The 19384-nt window shown below is 32.0% G+C and carries 24 protein-coding genes and 1 pseudogene; 14 read left to right on the forward strand and 11 right to left on the reverse strand.

What is annotated here, in order from left to right:
- Positions 1-16 precede the first annotated feature (16 nt).
- From ATO12_RS26650 to ATO12_RS21145, 4 genes are all read left to right on the forward strand, one after another.
- Positions 17-433 (forward strand): response regulator transcription factor, encoded by a 417-nt coding sequence (locus ATO12_RS26650; RefSeq protein WP_034246392.1) that lies wholly within the window; start codon positions 17-19, stop codon positions 431-433.
- A 101-nt stretch (positions 434-534) separates the two neighbouring features.
- Positions 535-1056: a DUF4199 domain-containing protein gene (locus ATO12_RS21135; RefSeq protein ID WP_034246302.1), complete on the forward strand. Its 522-nt coding sequence runs from the start codon at positions 535-537 to the stop codon at positions 1054-1056.
- Positions 1057-1079: 23 nt separating this feature from the next.
- Entirely contained in the window at positions 1080-1538 is a 459-nt protein-coding gene (locus tag ATO12_RS21140) for a DUF1801 domain-containing protein (RefSeq protein WP_034246305.1), read from the forward strand.
- Between the two features lie 10 nt (positions 1539-1548).
- The gene (locus tag ATO12_RS21145; protein WP_034246309.1) at positions 1549-1932 is read left to right on the forward strand and encodes a VOC family protein; all 384 of its coding nucleotides are present in this window, start codon (positions 1549-1551) and stop codon (positions 1930-1932) included.
- Positions 1933-1994: 62 nt separating this feature from the next.
- Here the strand turns inward: ATO12_RS21145 and ATO12_RS21150 are convergent, their stop codons facing one another.
- Positions 1995-2417 (reverse strand): hypothetical protein, encoded by a 423-nt coding sequence (locus tag ATO12_RS21150; RefSeq protein WP_034246311.1) that lies wholly within the window; start codon positions 2415-2417, stop codon positions 1995-1997.
- Between the two features lie 208 nt (positions 2418-2625).
- Here ATO12_RS21150 and ATO12_RS21155 point away from each other — a divergent pair, with 208 nt between their 5' ends.
- The 5 genes from ATO12_RS21155 to ATO12_RS21175 all read left to right on the forward strand — a co-directional run bounded on the left by ATO12_RS21155 (position 2626) and on the right by ATO12_RS21175 (position 4934).
- A complete protein-coding gene (locus ATO12_RS21155) occupies positions 2626-3033 on the forward strand; it encodes a TM2 domain-containing protein (protein WP_034246313.1) in 408 nt (135 codons plus the stop codon).
- Between the two features lie 81 nt (positions 3034-3114).
- The gene (locus ATO12_RS21160; RefSeq protein WP_034246315.1) at positions 3115-3438 is read left to right on the forward strand and encodes an ArsR/SmtB family transcription factor; all 324 of its coding nucleotides are present in this window, start codon (positions 3115-3117) and stop codon (positions 3436-3438) included.
- Between the two features lie 21 nt (positions 3439-3459).
- Entirely contained in the window at positions 3460-3948 is a 489-nt protein-coding gene (locus ATO12_RS21165; RefSeq protein ID WP_034246316.1) for a DUF6428 family protein, read from the forward strand.
- A gap of 3 nt (positions 3949-3951) precedes the next feature.
- Complete coding sequence (locus ATO12_RS21170; protein ID WP_034246394.1) at positions 3952-4449, forward strand: GNAT family N-acetyltransferase; 498 nt, start codon at positions 3952-3954, stop codon at positions 4447-4449.
- A gap of 59 nt (positions 4450-4508) precedes the next feature.
- Positions 4509-4934 carry an arsenate reductase ArsC gene (locus ATO12_RS21175; protein WP_034246319.1) on the forward strand — a complete coding sequence of 142 codons (426 nt, stop codon included), beginning with the start codon at positions 4509-4511 and terminating at the stop codon, positions 4932-4934.
- A 208-nt stretch (positions 4935-5142) separates the two neighbouring features.
- Here the strand turns inward: ATO12_RS21175 and ATO12_RS21180 are convergent, their stop codons facing one another.
- The 4 genes from ATO12_RS21180 to ATO12_RS21195 all read right to left on the reverse strand — a co-directional run bounded on the left by ATO12_RS21180 (position 5143) and on the right by ATO12_RS21195 (position 10123).
- Entirely contained in the window at positions 5143-6354 is a 1212-nt protein-coding gene (locus ATO12_RS21180; protein ID WP_051576001.1) for a mechanosensitive ion channel family protein, read from the reverse strand.
- 124 nt (positions 6355-6478) lie between these two features.
- Complete coding sequence (locus tag ATO12_RS21185) at positions 6479-8287, reverse strand: GNAT family N-acyltransferase (protein WP_034246322.1); 1809 nt, start codon at positions 8285-8287, stop codon at positions 6479-6481.
- A 53-nt stretch (positions 8288-8340) separates the two neighbouring features.
- The gene (locus tag ATO12_RS21190) at positions 8341-9594 is read right to left on the reverse strand and encodes an aspartate kinase (RefSeq protein ID WP_034246400.1); all 1254 of its coding nucleotides are present in this window, start codon (positions 9592-9594) and stop codon (positions 8341-8343) included.
- A 49-nt stretch (positions 9595-9643) separates the two neighbouring features.
- On the reverse strand, positions 9644-10123 hold the full coding sequence (locus ATO12_RS21195) for a GNAT family N-acetyltransferase (RefSeq protein ID WP_034246325.1): 480 nt from the start codon (positions 10121-10123) through the stop codon (positions 9644-9646).
- 175 nt (positions 10124-10298) lie between these two features.
- Between ATO12_RS21195 and fbp the strand changes: the two genes are divergently transcribed.
- The 5 genes from fbp (at position 10299) to ATO12_RS21220 (ending at position 14758) form a co-directional block, all read left to right on the forward strand.
- Positions 10299-11297, forward strand: a complete 999-nt coding sequence (gene fbp / locus ATO12_RS21200) for a class 1 fructose-bisphosphatase (RefSeq protein ID WP_034246328.1) — start codon at positions 10299-10301, stop codon at positions 11295-11297.
- 242 nt (positions 11298-11539) lie between these two features.
- Positions 11540-11893 carry a fructose 1,6-bisphosphatase gene (locus ATO12_RS21205; protein WP_034246331.1) on the forward strand — a complete coding sequence of 118 codons (354 nt, stop codon included), beginning with the start codon at positions 11540-11542 and terminating at the stop codon, positions 11891-11893.
- Positions 11894-11911: 18 nt separating this feature from the next.
- Positions 11912-12736: a hypothetical protein gene (locus ATO12_RS21210; RefSeq protein ID WP_034246334.1), complete on the forward strand. Its 825-nt coding sequence runs from the start codon at positions 11912-11914 to the stop codon at positions 12734-12736.
- On the forward strand, positions 12723-13217 hold the full coding sequence (locus tag ATO12_RS21215; protein WP_025665780.1) for a Rab family GTPase: 495 nt from the start codon (positions 12723-12725) through the stop codon (positions 13215-13217). Before ATO12_RS21210 ends, ATO12_RS21215 begins: the two co-directional genes overlap by 14 nt.
- A 2-nt stretch (positions 13218-13219) precedes the next feature.
- The gene (locus tag ATO12_RS21220) at positions 13220-14758 is read left to right on the forward strand and encodes an ATP-binding response regulator (protein ID WP_034246337.1); all 1539 of its coding nucleotides are present in this window, start codon (positions 13220-13222) and stop codon (positions 14756-14758) included.
- A 35-nt stretch (positions 14759-14793) separates the two neighbouring features.
- Here the strand turns inward: ATO12_RS21220 and ATO12_RS21225 are convergent, their stop codons facing one another.
- The 6 genes and pseudogenes from ATO12_RS21225 to ATO12_RS21250 form a co-directional block, all read right to left on the reverse strand.
- Positions 14794-15225, reverse strand: a complete 432-nt coding sequence (locus tag ATO12_RS21225) for a TerB family tellurite resistance protein (protein ID WP_034246341.1) — start codon at positions 15223-15225, stop codon at positions 14794-14796.
- A gap of 952 nt (positions 15226-16177) precedes the next feature.
- Complete coding sequence (locus ATO12_RS21230; RefSeq protein WP_051576002.1) at positions 16178-16651, reverse strand: IS3 family transposase; 474 nt, start codon at positions 16649-16651, stop codon at positions 16178-16180.
- A 189-nt stretch (positions 16652-16840) separates the two neighbouring features.
- Complete coding sequence (locus ATO12_RS21235) at positions 16841-17095, reverse strand: hypothetical protein (protein WP_034246344.1); 255 nt, start codon at positions 17093-17095, stop codon at positions 16841-16843.
- Between the two features lie 137 nt (positions 17096-17232).
- A pseudogene (locus ATO12_RS21240) lies at positions 17233-17825 on the reverse strand (transposase).
- Between the two features lie 180 nt (positions 17826-18005).
- Positions 18006-18545, reverse strand: a complete 540-nt coding sequence (locus ATO12_RS21245) for a hypothetical protein (protein ID WP_034246347.1) — start codon at positions 18543-18545, stop codon at positions 18006-18008.
- 3 nt (positions 18546-18548) lie between these two features.
- On the reverse strand, positions 18549-19384 hold an 836-nt coding region (locus tag ATO12_RS21250), incomplete at its 5' end, for an RHS repeat domain-containing protein (protein ID WP_034246350.1).

The raw sequence follows: 19384 nt of genomic DNA on the forward strand, positions 1-19384 counted from the left end.
TTACTACATTTATAGAGTGAAGAAAACAATTTTTACTTTTGCAGCTTTAGTCCTGGCAATACTAGCTCTTTTTCAGTTAAGTAAATACAGTGTCATTGCAGGAGACACATCGATAGAAACCGTAATTGCCATAATCGCTGTTATTTTTTTTGTAATTGGTATTGTAATCAACAAAAGAGTTCTGCACAAAACAAAAAAGCCTACACAGAAAATAAATTATCAAAAAATTGAAGAACTGGGATTAAGTAAACGAGAGTATGAAGTTTTATGCCAGATTGCTATGGGATTATCTAATAAAGAAATCGCCGAAAAACTCTTTGTTTCAGAAAGCACTATAAAAACTCATGTTTCTAATATGCTCGTAAAACTAGATGCGAAACGACGTACTCAAGCTATACAAATTGCAAAAGAGTTACAAATTATACCGCTTTAACGTATTTCAACCTCATATATTCTAAATTTCATACTTTAGTATGAATGCTGTTTATTAGTCTAAATTTACATTTGGGTCTAACAATAAATACATATAAATAGATGAAAAATACAATTATACGTTATGGGTTACGAAGTGCCGTTTCCATATGTTTGTTAGCACTTGCAGGATGGTTTTTAGGGAAAAATCTGGATTACTCTATTCAGGAAGTAATTGGATATGCCGGAATAATAGTATCATTACTTTTTGTGTTCCTTGGTATCAAACATTATCGGGATAAAGAAAATAATGGTATTGTTTCTTTCGGAAAAGCATTATTAATAGGTATACTTATCACTCTTATTGCTGCTTTGGCCTTTGGGATATTAGATGTAATTTATATCGAATATATCAACCCAGATTTTGTCACCGAATACTATTCGCATTACGTTGAACAAATGAAAAATTCTCTCTCACAGGCCGAACTTGAAACTAAATTGGCAGAGTTAGAGGGCCAAAAAGAGCTATTCTCTAACAGGTTTATGAGCTTTTTTTTAATGTTTGCAACGGTATTTATGATTGGGTTTATAATTTCGCTAATCTCAGCACTAATACTACAACGTAAACCAATACCTGGCAATTAAAAAAATAATACAATAAAAATAGTATGCAATACAAAGCCAAAACACCTGATGAGTATATAGAAGCTATTCCTGAAGAAAGAAAGGAAGCCATGAGTATGCTTAGAAAAGTAATAAAAGACAATCTTCCTAAAGGGTTTTCTGAAGAGATTAGTTATGGTATGATAGGGTATGTTGTGCCACACAGTTTATATCCTGATGGGTACCACTGTGATCCTAAATTACCTTTACCCTTTATGAATATTGCTTCACAGAAAAATTTTATAGCAGTCTACCATAGTGGTATTTATGCAAACCCCGAATTAATGAACTGGTTTGTTGGTGAATATCCTAAGTATGTAAAGACAAAATTAGATATGGGTAAAAGTTGTATCCGTTTCAAAAAAATCGATCAGATTCCGATGGAATTAATCGCAGAATTATCTACCAAAATGACTCCGCAAGAATGGATTGCAATGTATGAATCTAAAGTAAAAAACAAATAACAATATAACTATGAAACGAGTAACAGGAATAGGAGGCGTATTTTTTAAAACGGCTGATCCCCAAAAAACAAAAGATTGGTACAGAGATCATCTGGGTTTTAATACAGATGACTATGGTTGTACATTCTGGTGGAAAGACAAAGAAGGTAACGATTGTTCTACACAATGGAGTCCTTTTAAAGACGACACCACTTATTTTGCTCCAAGCAAGAAAGAATTTATGATGAATTTCAGAGTAGAAAACCTAACCGAACTTCTCGAAGTTCTTAAAAGCGAAGGAGTAACTGTTATTGATAAAGTAGAAGAATATGAATATGGTAAATTTGGATGGATTGTAGATCCAGAGGGTAATAAAATCGAGCTTTGGGAACCTGTCGATAAAGCATTCTTATAAAACCTTAACAAAAAAGGTTGGCTATGTAGCCAACCTTTTTTTATATATAATTTCATTTAATATTACATAAAGAATAAAAGAGATGCTACTATCATCCAGCAGCCAACTATTATTCCTAAAATACCTAGCTTACCTTGTTTAGGAGCTAATTTTTCTCTAAGGCGATTTGCTTTTTCTTTTGCCTCTTCACTTTTGGATAAAAAATACTTACTGATGAGACCAAATCCAAGCATAAATCCTAATGCCGCAGAAACAATATTTCCTGCTAACAAGGTTATCCACCAAATAGGATATGTTGTAAGCCATCCCAGGTTTAAAATTGCAGAAATAATACCCCAAATACCCCAAATACAAAATATAAATCCAATCCAACCCTGGTAAGGTTCAATTTTCTCTAAAAGCTCTTTTGCATTTGGTTTTTTAGATAATAGTAACGATGGTACTGCAAGAATACTTAAAACGATTAATGAGATTCCCCATATCATAGTTTTCAAATTTAAAAGGTTAGTGTTTCTTTTTTTATTCAAAGTTGTTATATCAAATATAACAATAAATATGACTTATCAAAATATACCCTACTATAGTTATCCTATATACTAATAATTAGTACCTATAAACATTCTTGTTAATCTTCTAATTTTTAATTGATATTTTTTTGTAATTTTCTCCAAACTAATAAATGATTTTAACAACATGAGTGAAGAAAACAACAACCTAGGGGACGATATAAAAAAAGGAGCAGAAGAAGCGGCAGAAGCCGCAAAAGAATTTGCTAATGATGCTAAAGAAGCAGCCAGTGATTTTGCAGAAGAAGCTAAAGAACTTGTTAATTCTTCAGATAACAAAAAAGTTCTTGCCGGTATTTTAGCTATTTTTTTAGGATGGCTTGGCGTTCATAAATTCATTTTAGGATATCAAAAAGAAGGTTTTATTCTATTAGGAATAACTTTAATTTCATTTCCTCTAATGTGTTTGGGCATAGGAATATTAACTATATACGTCCCATCAATTATTGGTCTTGTAGAAGGTATTATGTATTTAACAAAATCTGACGAAGAGTTTTACCAAACCTATCAGGTTGGTAGAAAACCTTGGTTCTAATAGTAAAAAGCCGGAAATCTTAGCTTTCGGCTTTTTTATTTCATTTTGTTATCGTAATATTGCGATATTATAATATTAATTATGGGAATTACCAAGACGCAAATATTCGATCAGCAACAAAATGAATTGGCACAGTTTTTCAAAATATTAGGGCACCCTGCACGTATTGCTATTCTTCAATATATCAGCAAACAAAATACATGTATATGCAATGATTTGGTCGAAGAAATAGGATTGGCGCAAGCTACGATATCTCAACACCTTAAAGAACTAAAAAGCATAGGATTGCTTCAAGGAGAAATCGAAGGCAAAAGTATGTGTTACTGTATCGATATTGATCGATGGACTGCTTTGCAAAAAAATCTAAACTCATTTTTTAATACCACCAAAAAAAATTGTTGTTAAATCTACTAATCATTAAAAATCATGAATACATCAGACTTTATAACGCTGTTAGCAGAACATCAAGATAAATCATTATTATTCGAATATGCTCCGGGAATGCTGGTAGGGACTAATTACCATATTACCGAAGTAAAACATATCACCGTAGATGCCGTAGATTGTGGTGCAGGTACCGATTTCTGGAAAGAAACTATTATTCAACTATGGGAAAGCCCGGGTGAATTAGGTAAATCAGACTATATGAGTACCTATAAAGCTCTGGCAATATTAAGAAAGGTAGGAAAGATGAAATCTTATGAAATGGATGCTGTAGTAAAAATAGAATATGGAAATACTATGTTTCATACTGCGCAATTGCACATTGCAGATTTTGAAATCAAAAAAGATCAATTAATACTGAAACTTACCGTAAACCCCACAGATTGCAAAGCAAAAGAAGTATGTGGAATTACAACAGAGACTCATGCCGAAGAAGCTGCTTCTTGCGCTCCTGGTAGCGGTTGTTGCTAGATGATGGAAACCACAATAAAAATTGCATATTTTACCCAAGAGGATTGGCCCGAAATCTCTTCAATCTATAAAGAAGGAATTGATACAGGAACTGCCACTTTTGAAACCCAGGTACCTACTTGGAAAGCATGGGATATTTCGCATGTAAAATCCTGTAGAATCAAAGCTATTAGTAAAAACACTATTGCAGGCTGGGCTGCCTTGTCCCCAACCTCAAAAAGAGAAGTATATAAAGGAGTAGCAGAAGTTAGCATTTATATAACATCAAAATGTAGGGGTTTGGGTATAGGTAAACTACTTTTATCCAAATTAATTGAAGAAAGTGAAAAAGCTGGATTCTGGACCTTACAAGCTGGAATATTTAGAAATAACAAAGCAAGTATTGATTTACATACATCTTTAGGATTTAGAGAAATAGGATATCGAGAAAAAGTGGCAAAATTAAATGATATCTGGTATGATAATATCCTCTTAGAACGGAGAAGTAAAATAATTATATAACCACAATAAACACCACAAATTCTCTTCTAAAAAGAGAATAATTAAAAACAAAAACACTTATGAATATTTTAGTATTATGCACCGGTAATTCTTGTAGAAGTCAAATGGCAGAAGGATATTTAAAACATTTTGCCAAAGACAATGCAACTATTTATAGTGCGGGAGTAGAAACACACGGGGTAAATCCCAGAGCAATAGCGATTATGAAAGAAGATGGTATTGATATCTCTACTCATACTTCTAATAATCTAGACGAATATCTGGATATACAATTTGACTTCATTATTACTGTGTGTGATAATGCTAAGGAAAGGTGTCCATTTTTTCCTGGTAAAGCAGAGCGATTACATTATAACTTCTTTGACCCTTCTAAAGTAGAAGGTAGTGAAGAAGAAATTCATGCTGCTTTTACAAAAACAAGAAATGAAATTAAAACGTATTGCAAGGATTTTGTAAAGAAAAACATACTAAAAACAGTATCCTAACAAACACTGCATAGAATTCTTTGATAGAGTTTCTACATCGATACGTCTGTAAACTCTTATAGGTTATATCCCTCTGGGTAAATAAAAAAAGATAGCACAAAAGTTAACTTTTGTGCTATCTTTTTTTACTTTTTTAGATAATATCAATCGTATGTTACGAATTGTTCTTTTTGATATTCTACACACGATTAGAAAAAAATAAAATCTATTATTTTTCTACTTTAAACCCTGGTTTTACATAATTTTCGGGAATATTCTCTGGCGGCACAGTTAACACATTCCCATCTCTTACTGCTTGATAATGAGGTGATAATATTTCTATTCCGGCATCATGAAGCGCATTCTTTAAATTCTCATGTAACATCGAATAAATCAATGCAGATTTTTCGGGGTTTTTGGTATACGCATTGATTTCATAGTTTACATAAAAATCATCAAGGCTTTTAATCAATACAAATGGTGAAGGGTCTGGCAAAATCAAATCTGTTTTTTTTGCTCCTTCTATTAAAGCTTTCAACACATTATTACTAGGCACATCGTATCCTATCGTAACCGAGGTATGTAATATTATTCCAACATCATCAATAGCGTTTTTGCTAAAATTAACAATATGATTTCCCAGAATAGAAGAATTAGGAATTGTAATATCCAGGTTTTTAATAGTTTTTACTCGTGTCACCAATAGGCTCCGATCTGTGATATCTCCAATGGTCTCTCCTATTTGCACGCGATCTCCTACTTTAAATGGTCTCATATACGTAATTACAATACCTGCTACAATATTAGAAATAGCAGAAGTAGACCCCAACGAAAAAAGTACCCCGAAAAAGATAGATACTCCTTTAAATGCGGGAGAATCTGAACCTGGTATGTATGGAAAAATTATAATTACCGCAAAAGCAATAATGATAACTCTTAGCAGATTAAATGTCGGGCGTGCCCAATCCGCATGAAACCCATCTAATCGAACGGCTTCCTGTTCTAACTCATTTGTCACATATTTTAAAAACCGAAGTAAGTATTTAGTAATAAAAAAAATAACAACTATAAAAAATAAATTAGGAATAAACCCGATAATACCATCATACAAAAACAACAATGGCTTTTTTATATATCCCAAAACAGTATCTGCATATACTTTGGTTTGCGGAACCAAACTGAACATAAAAGGAAGATACAAAACCAAAAAGGTAATACTTACGGTGATTCTAAATAACCTAATTACAATTTTTAGAATATGGCGTTCTCTTCTTGGTGTAATAAACTTAAAAAACTGAACAGCTTTATTGCTACTAAAAAAAATATTGGTCTCTAATGCACTAGCTTTTTTTTGCAACCATCTAAAAACTCTACGCATTATATAGAAGAAGAATAAAATCCCTACAAGAGCAATTGCAAAATATACATATTCAATAACCATAACCTAGTTAATTAAGTCAATTCGAAATACTATTGAAGTTACTTTAATTTTTGCTTTTTTAGAGACTAAAGAAGAAAAAATTATCAAAAAAAATCTAATCCTAAAACAATACGTGTCGAGAATCTTATTTATCGCCGTTTTTAAAATATTTCTGCTCTAATTCTGCCTGAAATTCTTCCATAACAGGTTTTACAGTGCTATCGGGGAGATCGGCGATACGAATATACATCAAACCGTCAACTGCATTATTAAATAATGGGTCAACATTAAATGCTACTACTTTAGCATTTTGCTTAATATATTTTTTAATTAAAACCGGAATACGAAGACTTCCCGGTTCTACCTCATCAATGATCTTGTCAAATTTATTAAGGTCACTTTTACTTTCATCAAAGACAAAATCTTTATCAGCGTCTTTTAATTTTACCTTAAACTCTTTTTTTGGCCTAACATATTGCGCTACATAAGGATCATAATAATGAGATTTCATAAACTCTATCATCAGAGATTTAGAAAAATTACTAAACTTATTACTAATACTAACTCCTCCTATAAGATACTTATGTTCTGGGAAACGAAGTGTACAATGCACTATACCTTTCCAAAGTAAGAATAATGGCATAGGACGTTGTTGATATTCTTTAATAATAAAAGCTCTACCCATTTCGATAGATTCATTCATCATTTTGTGTAATTCTGGTTCAAACCTAAATAAATCCTGAAGGTAAAACCCATCAATACCACGGTTAGCATAAATCTGTGAACCCATCCCCATACGATACGCTCCAACCATTCTTTTGGCCTCATTATCCCATAGAAACATATGGTGGTAATATTCATCAAAAGGATCCAAATCCAACGAATTATTAGTTCCTTCGCCAATTGCTCTAAACGTAATTTCTCTAAGCCTTCCTATTTCACGAACTACATTTGGAATATGCTGTTTCTTTGCCAGAAAAACTTCATAATTCTTACTGATCAATAATCGTTTGTCGTGCTCTCTACAATATTGCAACTCTGATTCTATGGCATTGATATTACCTTCGACAGCTATTTCTTTAGGCGACTTTGGTAATTTCAAATTTTGAGGAATCGATTCTCTCAATGTCTTTTTCTCAAAAGGATTGGCCAGCATATACGTTTTCTTACGTAAGAAATTCGTAAAATCCTCAAGATTAGTATGCTCTTCCTGATCTTTTACCGAAACAGGATTACCAATTCTCACTTTGATAACTTTATTTTCCTGAGAAAAAAGTTCGCTCGGTAGTTTGGCTGTTCGTAAAATATCACTTATCGAAGCCAGGCGATAAAAAAGTCTGCTATTTCGAGCGTGAAAATATATAGGAATTACAGGAACTTTTGCTTTTTGAACTAGTCTCATGGCACTAGGTTCCCAAGGCTTATCTACATAATTCTTACCTTCTTTAAAAGTAGATACTTCTCCTGCCGGAAAAATTCCAAGTGGCTTACCTTCACGAAGGTGTAAAATAGCTTCCTTAATCCCCTTAAGGCTAGATTTTGCCTCTTTCCTATCTTCAAAAGGGTTTACAGGCATTATATAAGGCTTCAACGGAGAAAAGCTATGCAATAAAAAATTTGCTATTATTTTGTAGTCGGATCTATGCTCTAACATAAGTTTAAGCAGCAAAACTCCATCAAGCCCTCCCAAAGGATGGTTTGATAATGTAATAAAGGCCCCATTTTTAGGTAATCTTTTTAGATCTTCTTCAGGAATTTCATAGTTTACATTATGTATTTCTAAAGTCTTGGTTAAAAAATCTAAATCTTTTAAATGGCTTATCTTATCGTATTGACGATTTACTTTTGATAATCGGGTAACTTTAAGAATCACCCAACCAATAAAGGTGCCTATAAAACCAAATTTATCCATTTTGAGCCCCGCGGCTACTTCTCTTGCTGTGACTATGGGCATTAAATACAATTTGCGCTAACTGCAAATATAGCAAAATCCTTGAATTGATATCACTAATCTCTGGATACCATTTGATAAGTCTCTCTGGTTATTTGCTTTAGCAAAATATCTTTATTTTTTTCTAAAGAGGTAATAGCTTCATTTGTAAAGTGTCTAATCGTAAATAAAGACACATTTGTATTATAAGTAACTCTAAATTTTGCTTTAAGTTTCCCTAAAAGTTTTTCAAAATGATTAAACTTATCATCGAGGCATACCGAAAAACTAATCGCAGAATTCTGAATCAGATCTACTTTTATATGATATTGATGAAAAAAACTAAAGATTTCACTAATATTATTTTCGACAATAAATGAAAAATCCAACGAAGAAAGTGAGACCAAAATCTGATTTCTCTTTACAATATAACAGGGTAAGTGAGGGTCTAATGGTTGACCTTTTTTTACAGAGGTCCCTTGATCGACAGGATTAAGAAACGATTTAACATATAATGGTATTTCTTTACGTTGTAAAGGTTGAATCGTTTTTGGATGAATTACGGATGCCCCATAAAACGCAAGTTCTATAGCTTCTTCATAAGAGATATGAGACAGTAATTGAGTTTTATCAAACACCCTGGGATCTGCATTAAGAACACCAGGCACATCTTTCCAGATACTTACACTATCTGCACCCAAACAATACGCCAAAATCCCGGCAGTATAATCACTCCCTTCTCTGCCCAAAGTAGTTGTGAAATTATTTTTATCAGATCCTATAAACCCTTGGGTAATACTAAGGCTATTTTTATCGACTTTCTCGAGTATCTGGTGTTGAGTAGTTTGCCAATCTACTTCGGCGTCTCTATAAGCAGTATCTGTTTTAATAAAATCTCGTGCATCTAACCACGTATTTTGATACCCTTTATGGTTTAGATATTCGCTTACAATAGTAGTAGAAATTAACTCTCCATAAGGTACTATTTGATCATAGATATAATCATATTGAGTTGATTTATTTCTATTTAGGGTGGTTTGCATATCTAATAAAAGTCCCTCAATTTTTTTAAAAACAGTATGTTGCTTGTTTTCAAAAAGTGTTTCCAGAATTTCATTATGATATACCTCGAGATCCTGAAGTGATATGTTAAGTTCCTTGCTATTCTTAACATATAATTCGACAATACGCTCTAATGCATTAGTGGTTTTACCCATTGCAGAAATAACAATAATAAGATTAGAAAATCCTGTTTTCTCAAGTACATTAAGTACATTTTTTACTCCCTTAGCATCTTTTACAGACGCTCCTCCGAATTTAAAAACTCTCATTAACCAAGTGTTTTTTACTATTAAATTAGGTAATGTTAAATTGAAAGCATTATGATTTTGATACGAATTTATTAACCCCATCCTGATCCATTTGAACCAGGTACCAATCTTTTAAAAGCTTTGCCCCACTTTTTTCATAAAAATCAATAGCAGCAGTATTCCAATCCAAAACAACCCACTCTACTCTTCGTACTCCTTTTGATTGAGCATATTTTAATACTTCTTTGTATAATGCACTACCCAAACCAGTTCCTCTCATAGATTCTTTAACGATAAGGTCTTCTAAATGAACAGAGCGTCCCTGCCAGGTAGAAAATCGATAATACACCAGGGCTATTCCTACTATTTCATCTTTTACTTCGGCCACAAAACAATGAAAAAGTGGATGATCTCCAAAACCTTCACGTATAAGCTCTTCAACAGTTATTTCTACTGCATCAGGTTCTTTTTCAAAAATTGCCAGTTCCTGGATTAAACCCAGTACTTGAGTCATATCTTCCTCTCTGGCATCTCTAATCACATAATTCATAAAAAAAGTTTATCAAAACTATAAAATATGAACTAGAAATCAGACAATTTTCTAATGTTATGCGACCACATTATATATTTTTACAATTCTTAATGAAGTTTAATAATTAAAGCCTCCGAAAACGTTATAGTTACTTAAAAAATAATACTTTTGCAGCAACTAAAATTCACCATAAATGACAAGAAGAAATCAAACCCTAGGAGAATTTATCATAGAAAACCAAAAAGATTTCCCATATGCTAGTGGAGAACTTTCTCGTTTGATCAACTCTATTCGATTAGCGGCAAAAATGGTGAATCACGAGGTAAACAAAGCAGGATTAGTAGATATAACAGGAGCTGCAGGAGAAACCAACATACAAGGTGAAGATCAGCAAAAGCTAGATGTGTTAGCTAATGAAACCTTTATCAATACACTAACAAATAGAGAAATTGTATGCGGAATTGCTTCTGAAGAAAATGATGAATTTATTACTATAAAAGGCCAAAAAAACGACCATCGCAATAATTATGTGGTGCTTATGGATCCTTTGGATGGAAGTTCTAATATAGACGTTAATGTTTCTGTAGGAACTATTTTTTCTATCTATCGCAGGATAACCCCTACAGGAACTCCTGTAACTCTGGATGACTTTTTACAACCTGGTAATTTACAAGTGGCAGCAGGATATATCATTTATGGGACCTCTACCATGCTTGTATATACTACAGGCCATGGTGTTAATGGTTTTACATTAAACCCTGCATTAGGAACGTACTACTTATCACATCCTAATATGAAATTTCCTAAAGATGGTAACATATACTCGGTAAATGAAGGAAATTATATACATTTCCCACAAGGGATTAAAGATTATATTAAATATTGCCAGGAGGAAAAAGAGGATCGCCCATATACTTCTAGATATATTGGTTCTTTGGTAAGCGATATTCATCGTAATATGATAAAAGGAGGAGTTTACATGTATCCAAATACTTCAAAATCTCCTAATGGGAAACTTCGTCTTTTATACGAATGTAATCCTATGGCTTTTATTACAGAACAGGCAGGAGGTAAAGCTAGTGATGGATACAGACGAATTATGGATATCAAACCCACTCAACTGCACGAGCGTACTCCTTTTATTTGTGGCAGTAAAAATATGGTCGAGAAAGTAGAGTCATTTATGAAATAAGTCTAAATAGATCAAAATAACCTTATTTTTTACTATCCTTGTATATCGAATATTTGTTTTACATAAAACTTCGGTATATCCTCACCCCAAAATTTAAAAATAAAACGTACAACATAATCTTTTTAAAAGAATAAGATTTTGAATTGAGAAAATTAACATTATCGCCATTATAGCGGCTTTTTTAACGTTTTTATGTTAATTTTACGTAAGTTCATAATTAAGAATCTAATAAACCGATTAAAATGGCTAAAGAAAATAAAGCTGTTGAAGAAAAAGTTGCTGATGACCCTTCTTCAAAAATAGAAGCAATAAAGAATCTGATCTTTGGAGAAAATATTGCAGCTTATAACTCAGAGTTTGAAAAAGTAAAAAAAGAAATTGCTTCAAAAAAGAAAGAACTTGAAGACTTTATCGATGATACTCGTAAAGAGTTAAACCAAGCAATCGACAACTTAAGTACAGATATAAATATCAGAATCACTGAATTAGAAGATAATTTAGCTGACAAAACCGATATGCTGGATGCCAAAAAAGTTGATAAAAAAACATTGGGAGATCTCCTTATCAACCTAGGTGAAAAAATCAACCAAAAATAATCCAATCTATCCAAAAGTATGGAAGAGCAGGATAAACTTAAAATTCTTAAAGAACTTCTTTTTACAGAAGAACACGAATTTGCCGATTCCATTGCTCAAAAAGTTGATGATTTAGCCAAAATTGTCCATCAAAAAAAAGAACTCTCCCATAAAGTTGATCCTATTATTGATGATAAATTAGAGGAATTCGTGCAGGAAATCCCTAATACCTTAGGACCAACTATTACAGAAACATTACGAGAAGAAATTAAAAACTCTCAAGACGCTGTAGTAGAAGCCCTATTTCCTATCATTGGTAAAATGATCAAGAAATATATCGCTCATGAAATGAAATTATTGAGCGAAAACATTAGCAGAAAAACAAAAAAAGCATTTTCTTTTAGAAACTGGTTTCGTAGAACCAAAGCTAAGGTTCAAGGAGTTAGCGAAGGAGATCTTGCTATTATGGATTATGCAAAACCAAGGCTAATCCAAATGTTTGTTATCGAAAAAAACTCTGGTATATTAATTGCAGATTATAGCCCGTTATCGGAAGGTACCATAGATAAAGAGATGGTTGCCGGAATGCTTACAGCAATAAAAAGTTTTGTTGAAGATGCTTTTGAAGGAGGAAATCAAAATTTAGAACTTATAGAGTATGAATTGTATACTATACACATACAAAATTTTTATTCATATTATGTAGCAGCAGTAATTTCTGGAGCATATACTATGATGTTTAAAGAAGTTCTGGAAGATCAGATTATAGATTTTGCCAAAAATAATATTTCTAGCAAAGACTTAGAAAACAGTACCCTTTTTACTAAAAAATTAAAAAAACATTTTGCAGATGAAATTGTCTAAAAAAGTAGTCCTTTTAGGACACTTTGGTGTCGGAAAAACGTCTCTATTCAGACGTTTTATGGACAACGAATTTTCTGAAGAATACAAGGTAACCCTTGGAGTCCAAATAAAAAAGAAATTAATACAACTACCTGATGGTAGAGAATTATCAATGATCATCTGGGATACAGAAGGACATTCTATTAGCATTGAAGACACCAGAAAATCATATCTTCTTGGTTCACATGCCTTTATTTATGTCTTTGATCTTACCAGAGAAGAAACATATGCAACGCTTACCAAAGATCTAGAATACCTTAAAGAAAACTACATCAAAGTACCCGCCAGAGTATTAGGTAATAAACTCGACCTGGTTAACGAAAAAGAAATCAGACGTCAACTTACCGAAAAAAATATTCCTTTTGATGGTCTAACCAGTGCTAAAACAAATAAAAATGTCGAGAGTTTCTTTTTAGATTTGGCAGAAGAAATAACCAAGTGAGCATGACGAAACATCAAAACGACCATTCGCAATTTAATCCTCAAGTACAAATCATTCATGTTACTTATGATAATATCATTACAGAAAGTGATCATACTTTTTTTAATTGGAAAGAAGGTACACTAATTTTTGATGCTCATCCCTTTTTTGAAATCCTTCGGGAATTTGAAAAAAACACCTCTGGTAAAAAAGCATTAAACTTTCCTTGTATTCACTTAGAAGATGGTGAAACAGAAAAGATTTGCGACATCACATTTACTCTTGAAAAAGAAGAAATCATAATTATTCTTTTTGATTATACAGGAAAATATAAAGACCTGAATCAAATAGCACAACAAAAAAATGAATCCATTTTATTAGCCAAAGAACTCGAGCTTAAGAACAAATACCTTCTTGAAAAAGAAGAATTTAAGAATAGTTTTATTGCTAATATCAATCATGAGATAAGAACGCCTCTCACAAGTATATTAGGGTTTGTAGAAGTTCTCGAAAAAACCAAACTAACCTTCGAGCAAGAAGAGCTTGCCAGGATTATAAAAAGAGAAAGTCTGCATCTTAATGCCCTTATAGATGATATGATTGATCTGTCTAAAATAGAATCAGGAAAACTAAAAATTGTAGAAGAACGTTTTGCTTTTCACAATTTGATAGATGGGTTTCGTGAATCCTATGCTAAGGTAGCCGAAGAAAAACAAATTACTTTTGAGACCAATATAGATCCTAGTATCCAGGAATATCTTATCGGGGACAGGACCAGGATATATCAAATTTTAAATAACATCTTAACCAATGCTTTTAAATTTACCGAAGAAGGGAAAGTAATTTTTTCGGTAACCAAAAATTATCAGCGCACCAATAAACTAAGTCTTAATTTTAAAATTGAAGACACCGGGATTGGGATTATGGAAGAAAACATCCCTTATCTTTTTGAGCGATTTACTCGTTTTGATCTCGACAAACGAATTTCTGGGACTGGTCTTGGGTTGGCAATAGTAAAAAACCTGGTAGATCTTTTAAATGGAGAAGTAAAGGTAACCAGTGAACCCGAAAAAGGAACTACGTTTAATATAAAACTCCCGTTTAAATTTGAGATCATAAAAACGACCCCGACACGAAAGAAGAAAAAATATAAATTGCCAAAAAGTGCAACCAAATACAGAATTCTGGTTGTAGAAGATGAAGAAATAACACAGTACCTAATTATGAAGGTATTGATCTCGCAAGGTAACTTTTTTGTCGACATCGCTATTAACGGCGAAGAGGCTATTAACTATATCGAGCGACGTAAATATGATTTGATTTTAATGGATCTTACCGTTTCTAAAATCGATGGATATCAAGCTACACATATGATTCGAAATAATTATGGAGACAAGTTTATTTCTGAGGTACCTATTATTGGTTTTTCTGGCAAAGCTAATGATGCAGCCAGAGATAAATGTATACGATCCGGGATGGATGATTTTATAGCCAAACCCTTCGAGCAAGAAGAATTGATTTATAAAATCACAAAACAAATAGCAAAAAAGGCAGCCGATTAAGCTGCCTTTTTTATGATTTAAAAAATAGATCTTTATTATCTATTCATATTTTTAACTTCTTCTTCAAAAGTATCACTATCTACTCCTTGATGAACCAGATTTAAAGCCTTATCAACGATGTATTTTGCATTTTCTGGATTAAATCCAAGCCCAATACTCAGTTTTTCTAATAAAACCACTTGGCCTTCACCCTTTACATGATCTGCATATACCATTCTAGCTAAATCATATAATCGCTCAAGTCTTCGCTCATAGCTTGTAGGAGGATTAATTGGGTGTGTACTATAATCTTTTAAAATTTCTTTGTAATCATTATCAGAAATATCCAGTCTTCTCGCTAATCTATCTAAAAAAGCCTTCTCTTCGTCGGTAATCACTCCATCACTCATCGCTATTTTTACAATTGCTGCAAAATGGTCCTGGTTTCTTTTCTGAAATCCGCTATCAAATAAATCAGATATTGACATTGTATACTTTTGTTTAATTTGCCGCAAATATAACTAAACTATATACCTTTTAAAATTAATAATTGTCATTTTTTAGTTTAAAATAATTTCTTATGCTAGACGCTATTCTTATGAATAGAAAAAGAGTACAAAAAAGTCTTCGTGAGTTTGATAAAAAACAATCAGTACCCTTCCCTATCTCACAACAGCTACTAAACATTCTAAAAAACACATATTTGAGTAATATATTCTTGTAGCGATTTTAAATATAGTTGTATCGAGATTATTGTGAATTCTTTATAAAAAAATCAAGTATCCAATCATATTATTGATTCATTTTTAAAACAGCAACATCTTCAACCTATTGTTATTCTTTACTTTACAGCGTTTTTAATTTTTTGGCACGGCAATTGTTTATAGTATATCCAAAGATGTATTACTAATTTAAAAATGATAAAAACATGAAAACATTATACATTAAATTCGGATTAAATTTTAAACCATTTATTAATTTCATAAAACAACTACCTGCGTCTTCTAGTTATGCGATACACCGATAAGCCATGAGAAGATATAGGATCGTACCACTCTTATCGGGACTGGTATATAAAATGTAAAAAAGCGAGGTAATTTTGATCTCGTTTTTTTTGTTTGCATAAGGTATACTGTTAGTTTATATAAAATTATTAATTCCCATGCATTCTATACTTTAATATATTTTATTTTCTCTGACCTAGCCAAGTTTTAACGACACCCGTCACAACCTTAGGATACACACTATCTTGGTTTAAGATAGTATCGGGTAAGAATTTCATTTTATAAAACTAGAAAAAGGTATACAGAAGGTACTTACAAAGTACCCTCCCTCTACTACAGAAGTACCCCACCCCCAGTACAAACTGTATCGTCCTAAAAAAAGTTTACAGTTTTTATTTAAATCCTGATATATGTTTACTGTTACTATTTAATCCTATTATTGGTTTACAATAATAGGATTTTTCACATAATAATTCTTCCATAGTTTTTCAGTTTTCATATTAGTTTGATGTACTTGATTTGGAGTAAGGTTTCCTATACTCATGTGGGGTCTTTCATTATTATATAGTTTTATTACTGTGTTTAATAATTCTTTTGCTTGCTGTAGATTTTCTACTTGATAATCATTTAAATACTCCTCTTTTATAATCCCATTAACTCTTTCTGCAATTGGATTTTCTAACGGATCTCCTTGTTGTGTCATACTGATATTAATATTGTAGTTTTTCAATACTTCAACATACTCATTACTACAATACTGAGTTCCTCTATCTGAATGATGAATAAGCGATGAATGATGCTCAGGTAAGGTTGATATTGCCATTTGTAAAGCTTCAATAGTGGCTGTAGTTTGTAAGTGATTTGCTAAATGATATCCGACTATTTTTCTGGAATAAACATCTGTAATCAAACTAATGTATGTATCGTCCTAAAAAAAGTTTACAGTTTTTAATTCGCCCTACCCTAATTATTACAATCTAATAAATAAGATTAAAATATAGATGTAAATCTATTTTAGGATTAAGTATAAATATGTAACCTCTTTTTAGGACGGACAACTTACAGTTTGATTTTTTAATCACTCTTTTGCGAAGCGAGATTAATCAAAAAATAAAATTATTATCACAATAACAAGAATTGTGAAAGCAATACCAATTTCAGAATTAGTCATGTTATTCCCAAAGGCATCTCTGCTTTTAAAGTCAAAAGTTTTCCAGATATCCGTAAATAATACTTTTTCTTGTTTTATAATTCTTAAATAACAAAACCTTATGATTGCTCCAATAAATTCTAATATTATCATATAAATTTTAATATGAAAAAACAACTCCTTTCTAAAACCAAAAACAGCCATATCTTTTTACAAACGTGACTGTTTTTACTGTATTGTTACCTCTTATTACTTACTCATACAAGGTACTAGTGTGGACACTAGCACTAGCGATCATTGCAAAGACATACTATACCCGAGCGGGGCCTCATACACACCATCTATTTGGACAATCCCAACAAAACTCCATCACTATCTATCTTTAAAATTGTTTCATCATCCTGGTAGTTTCTTGCACTACTATATTTCCAATCAATAGGATCGGTTACAAAACCTGATTCAATTGGATTAGCATGAATATAATCTATTTTTTGTTGAATAACTTTATCTGACCACAATTCTATAGGTTTATTATGATGCTGCCAGAATTGATATGTACTCACATTACCTTTTTCCTTCCCTGTCTTTTCAAACATCCATAATAACCATTCTTTTCTACTTTCTCTAGAGTTTTCTACTATAGCTTCAATTACTTTTTTAGTAGTATGTTTTTTAAAATCACGAATTAATCCTGATGGATCGTTATTTGATGAACGAAATACAAAATGCACCCTTCGACAAGCTCAAGACAGGCATGACTTGGCATAAAACAATAGGCATACACCTCCATCCCTTTATGTTTTCTGCAATATGATACGCTCTTTGCTAAAATCGATAAATATTTCTCTCTTATAAATACATCAATCCAATATACAGTAGCAAAACTTACAAAATAAAGACTCGATTTATTATGGAACTTATATTTTCTACTCATACTGCCAAAATACAAACAGTAAGTTTCATTTTTTGAAACTATAAAATTTATTACAATATAAAAACAGCCACAACTTATTTTACAAGATCATGACTGTTTTTACTGTTATCTACTTACTCATACCCTGCCAATCTTTATCGGCACCCGTCACAGACGAGCGCTAGCGGGAGGAGACACTAGCTATATCAAATTCTTTCTATCAGTTATAAAGTCAAGTTTTTTATGTTTAGAGTAGTATTCATAAAGACCAGACATTGAATAAAAACTTAACAGATTATCTCCAAAATCTTCCCATTCAGAATACCAATGATTTTTATTTTTAAAAAGATTAGCAAAAACCTTTTTAATATTAAATCTATTTTTCGAAATGAACTCTTCAAAGGAAAAGTTGTTATTTGGTTTTAAAAAAAAGAATTCGCCAATTTCAATGTCAGTTTTAAAAAGTTTTATATAATCATCTAATTTACCTTCAATGTAAAAATAACCATCTATTTCTCTTTTTTTAAAATTTAAATCAATAGGTAATTCATCAACACTTAATTTACAATATAAATTCTGGGTAAGATCACTATAGATCTTTGTTATTAAATACTTATGAATATTATTTGATTCTATCTTTTTAAAAGAATTATTATCTTCTTGATCTGCGTGATAAAAACAAATTATTTTTGGATCATTGTTTTTTTTTAGCTCGTGAATTTTAAATTCAAACTCAATCATAGACTAAGGTTTTATCGTATTATTTAATGCCCTTCTTATAACTTTATCTATTCCTCCTGCGTGTTTATCAATTGGACCTTTTAATAACCTTTTAAGACCAGGCCTACCGACTTCTTTCATAAACTTAACAACATCTATATGTTTACTAACCTTTGATATCCCACTTTGAGCATAGTGACCGTGAAACCTAAAAGCCCCTTTCTTAGCTAATTGGTGAAAATCTAATCCAAAGGTTCTACCAAACTTATCTACGTGTCTTAAGCTAATTCCTTTTAAAGATTTATAACCTATACCAAGATAGGTATTTTTAAAAGCAACTCCTGCAAAGCCTTTAGCTGAATTTTTCCAAAACTTTGAATATTTGAAAGCTTTTAATATTGGAGGTATAGGTAAATAATTTGCTTCAGATAACGGAGTTATAGCATCAGAACGGTATGCCCATTCACCTGGACCAACTCTATGTATTGTAGCATCTAATATTAAATCATTCTCTCCAATAAAATTGAAACTCTCTTTTATATAAGGATTTATAAAAAGGTCAGTGACACCATCCAAATCACCGCCTTCATATTCAATAATGTCATAAAAATCCCCTCCTGTCTTATCTATAAGGTGTTCATCATATGATTGAGTATCATCGTTCCAAACTAGTTTATACTTGTTGTCAGGGCTAGCTGTACTACCTCCGTCTGGATCAACCAAATTCATAGGGTTATTTCCCATTCCAAGATATGGACTAGCATATTGTCCATAAGGATCAGTTGTTAACCACCTACCAATCCTTGCATCCCAAAGACGTAATTGAAAAGCTTCCTTCCCTGTTTCTGGGTCAAGTTCCT

This window comes from Aquimarina atlantica (assembly GCF_000626715.1).
In the GTDB taxonomy this organism is placed as follows: domain Bacteria; phylum Bacteroidota; class Bacteroidia; order Flavobacteriales; family Flavobacteriaceae; genus Aquimarina; species Aquimarina atlantica.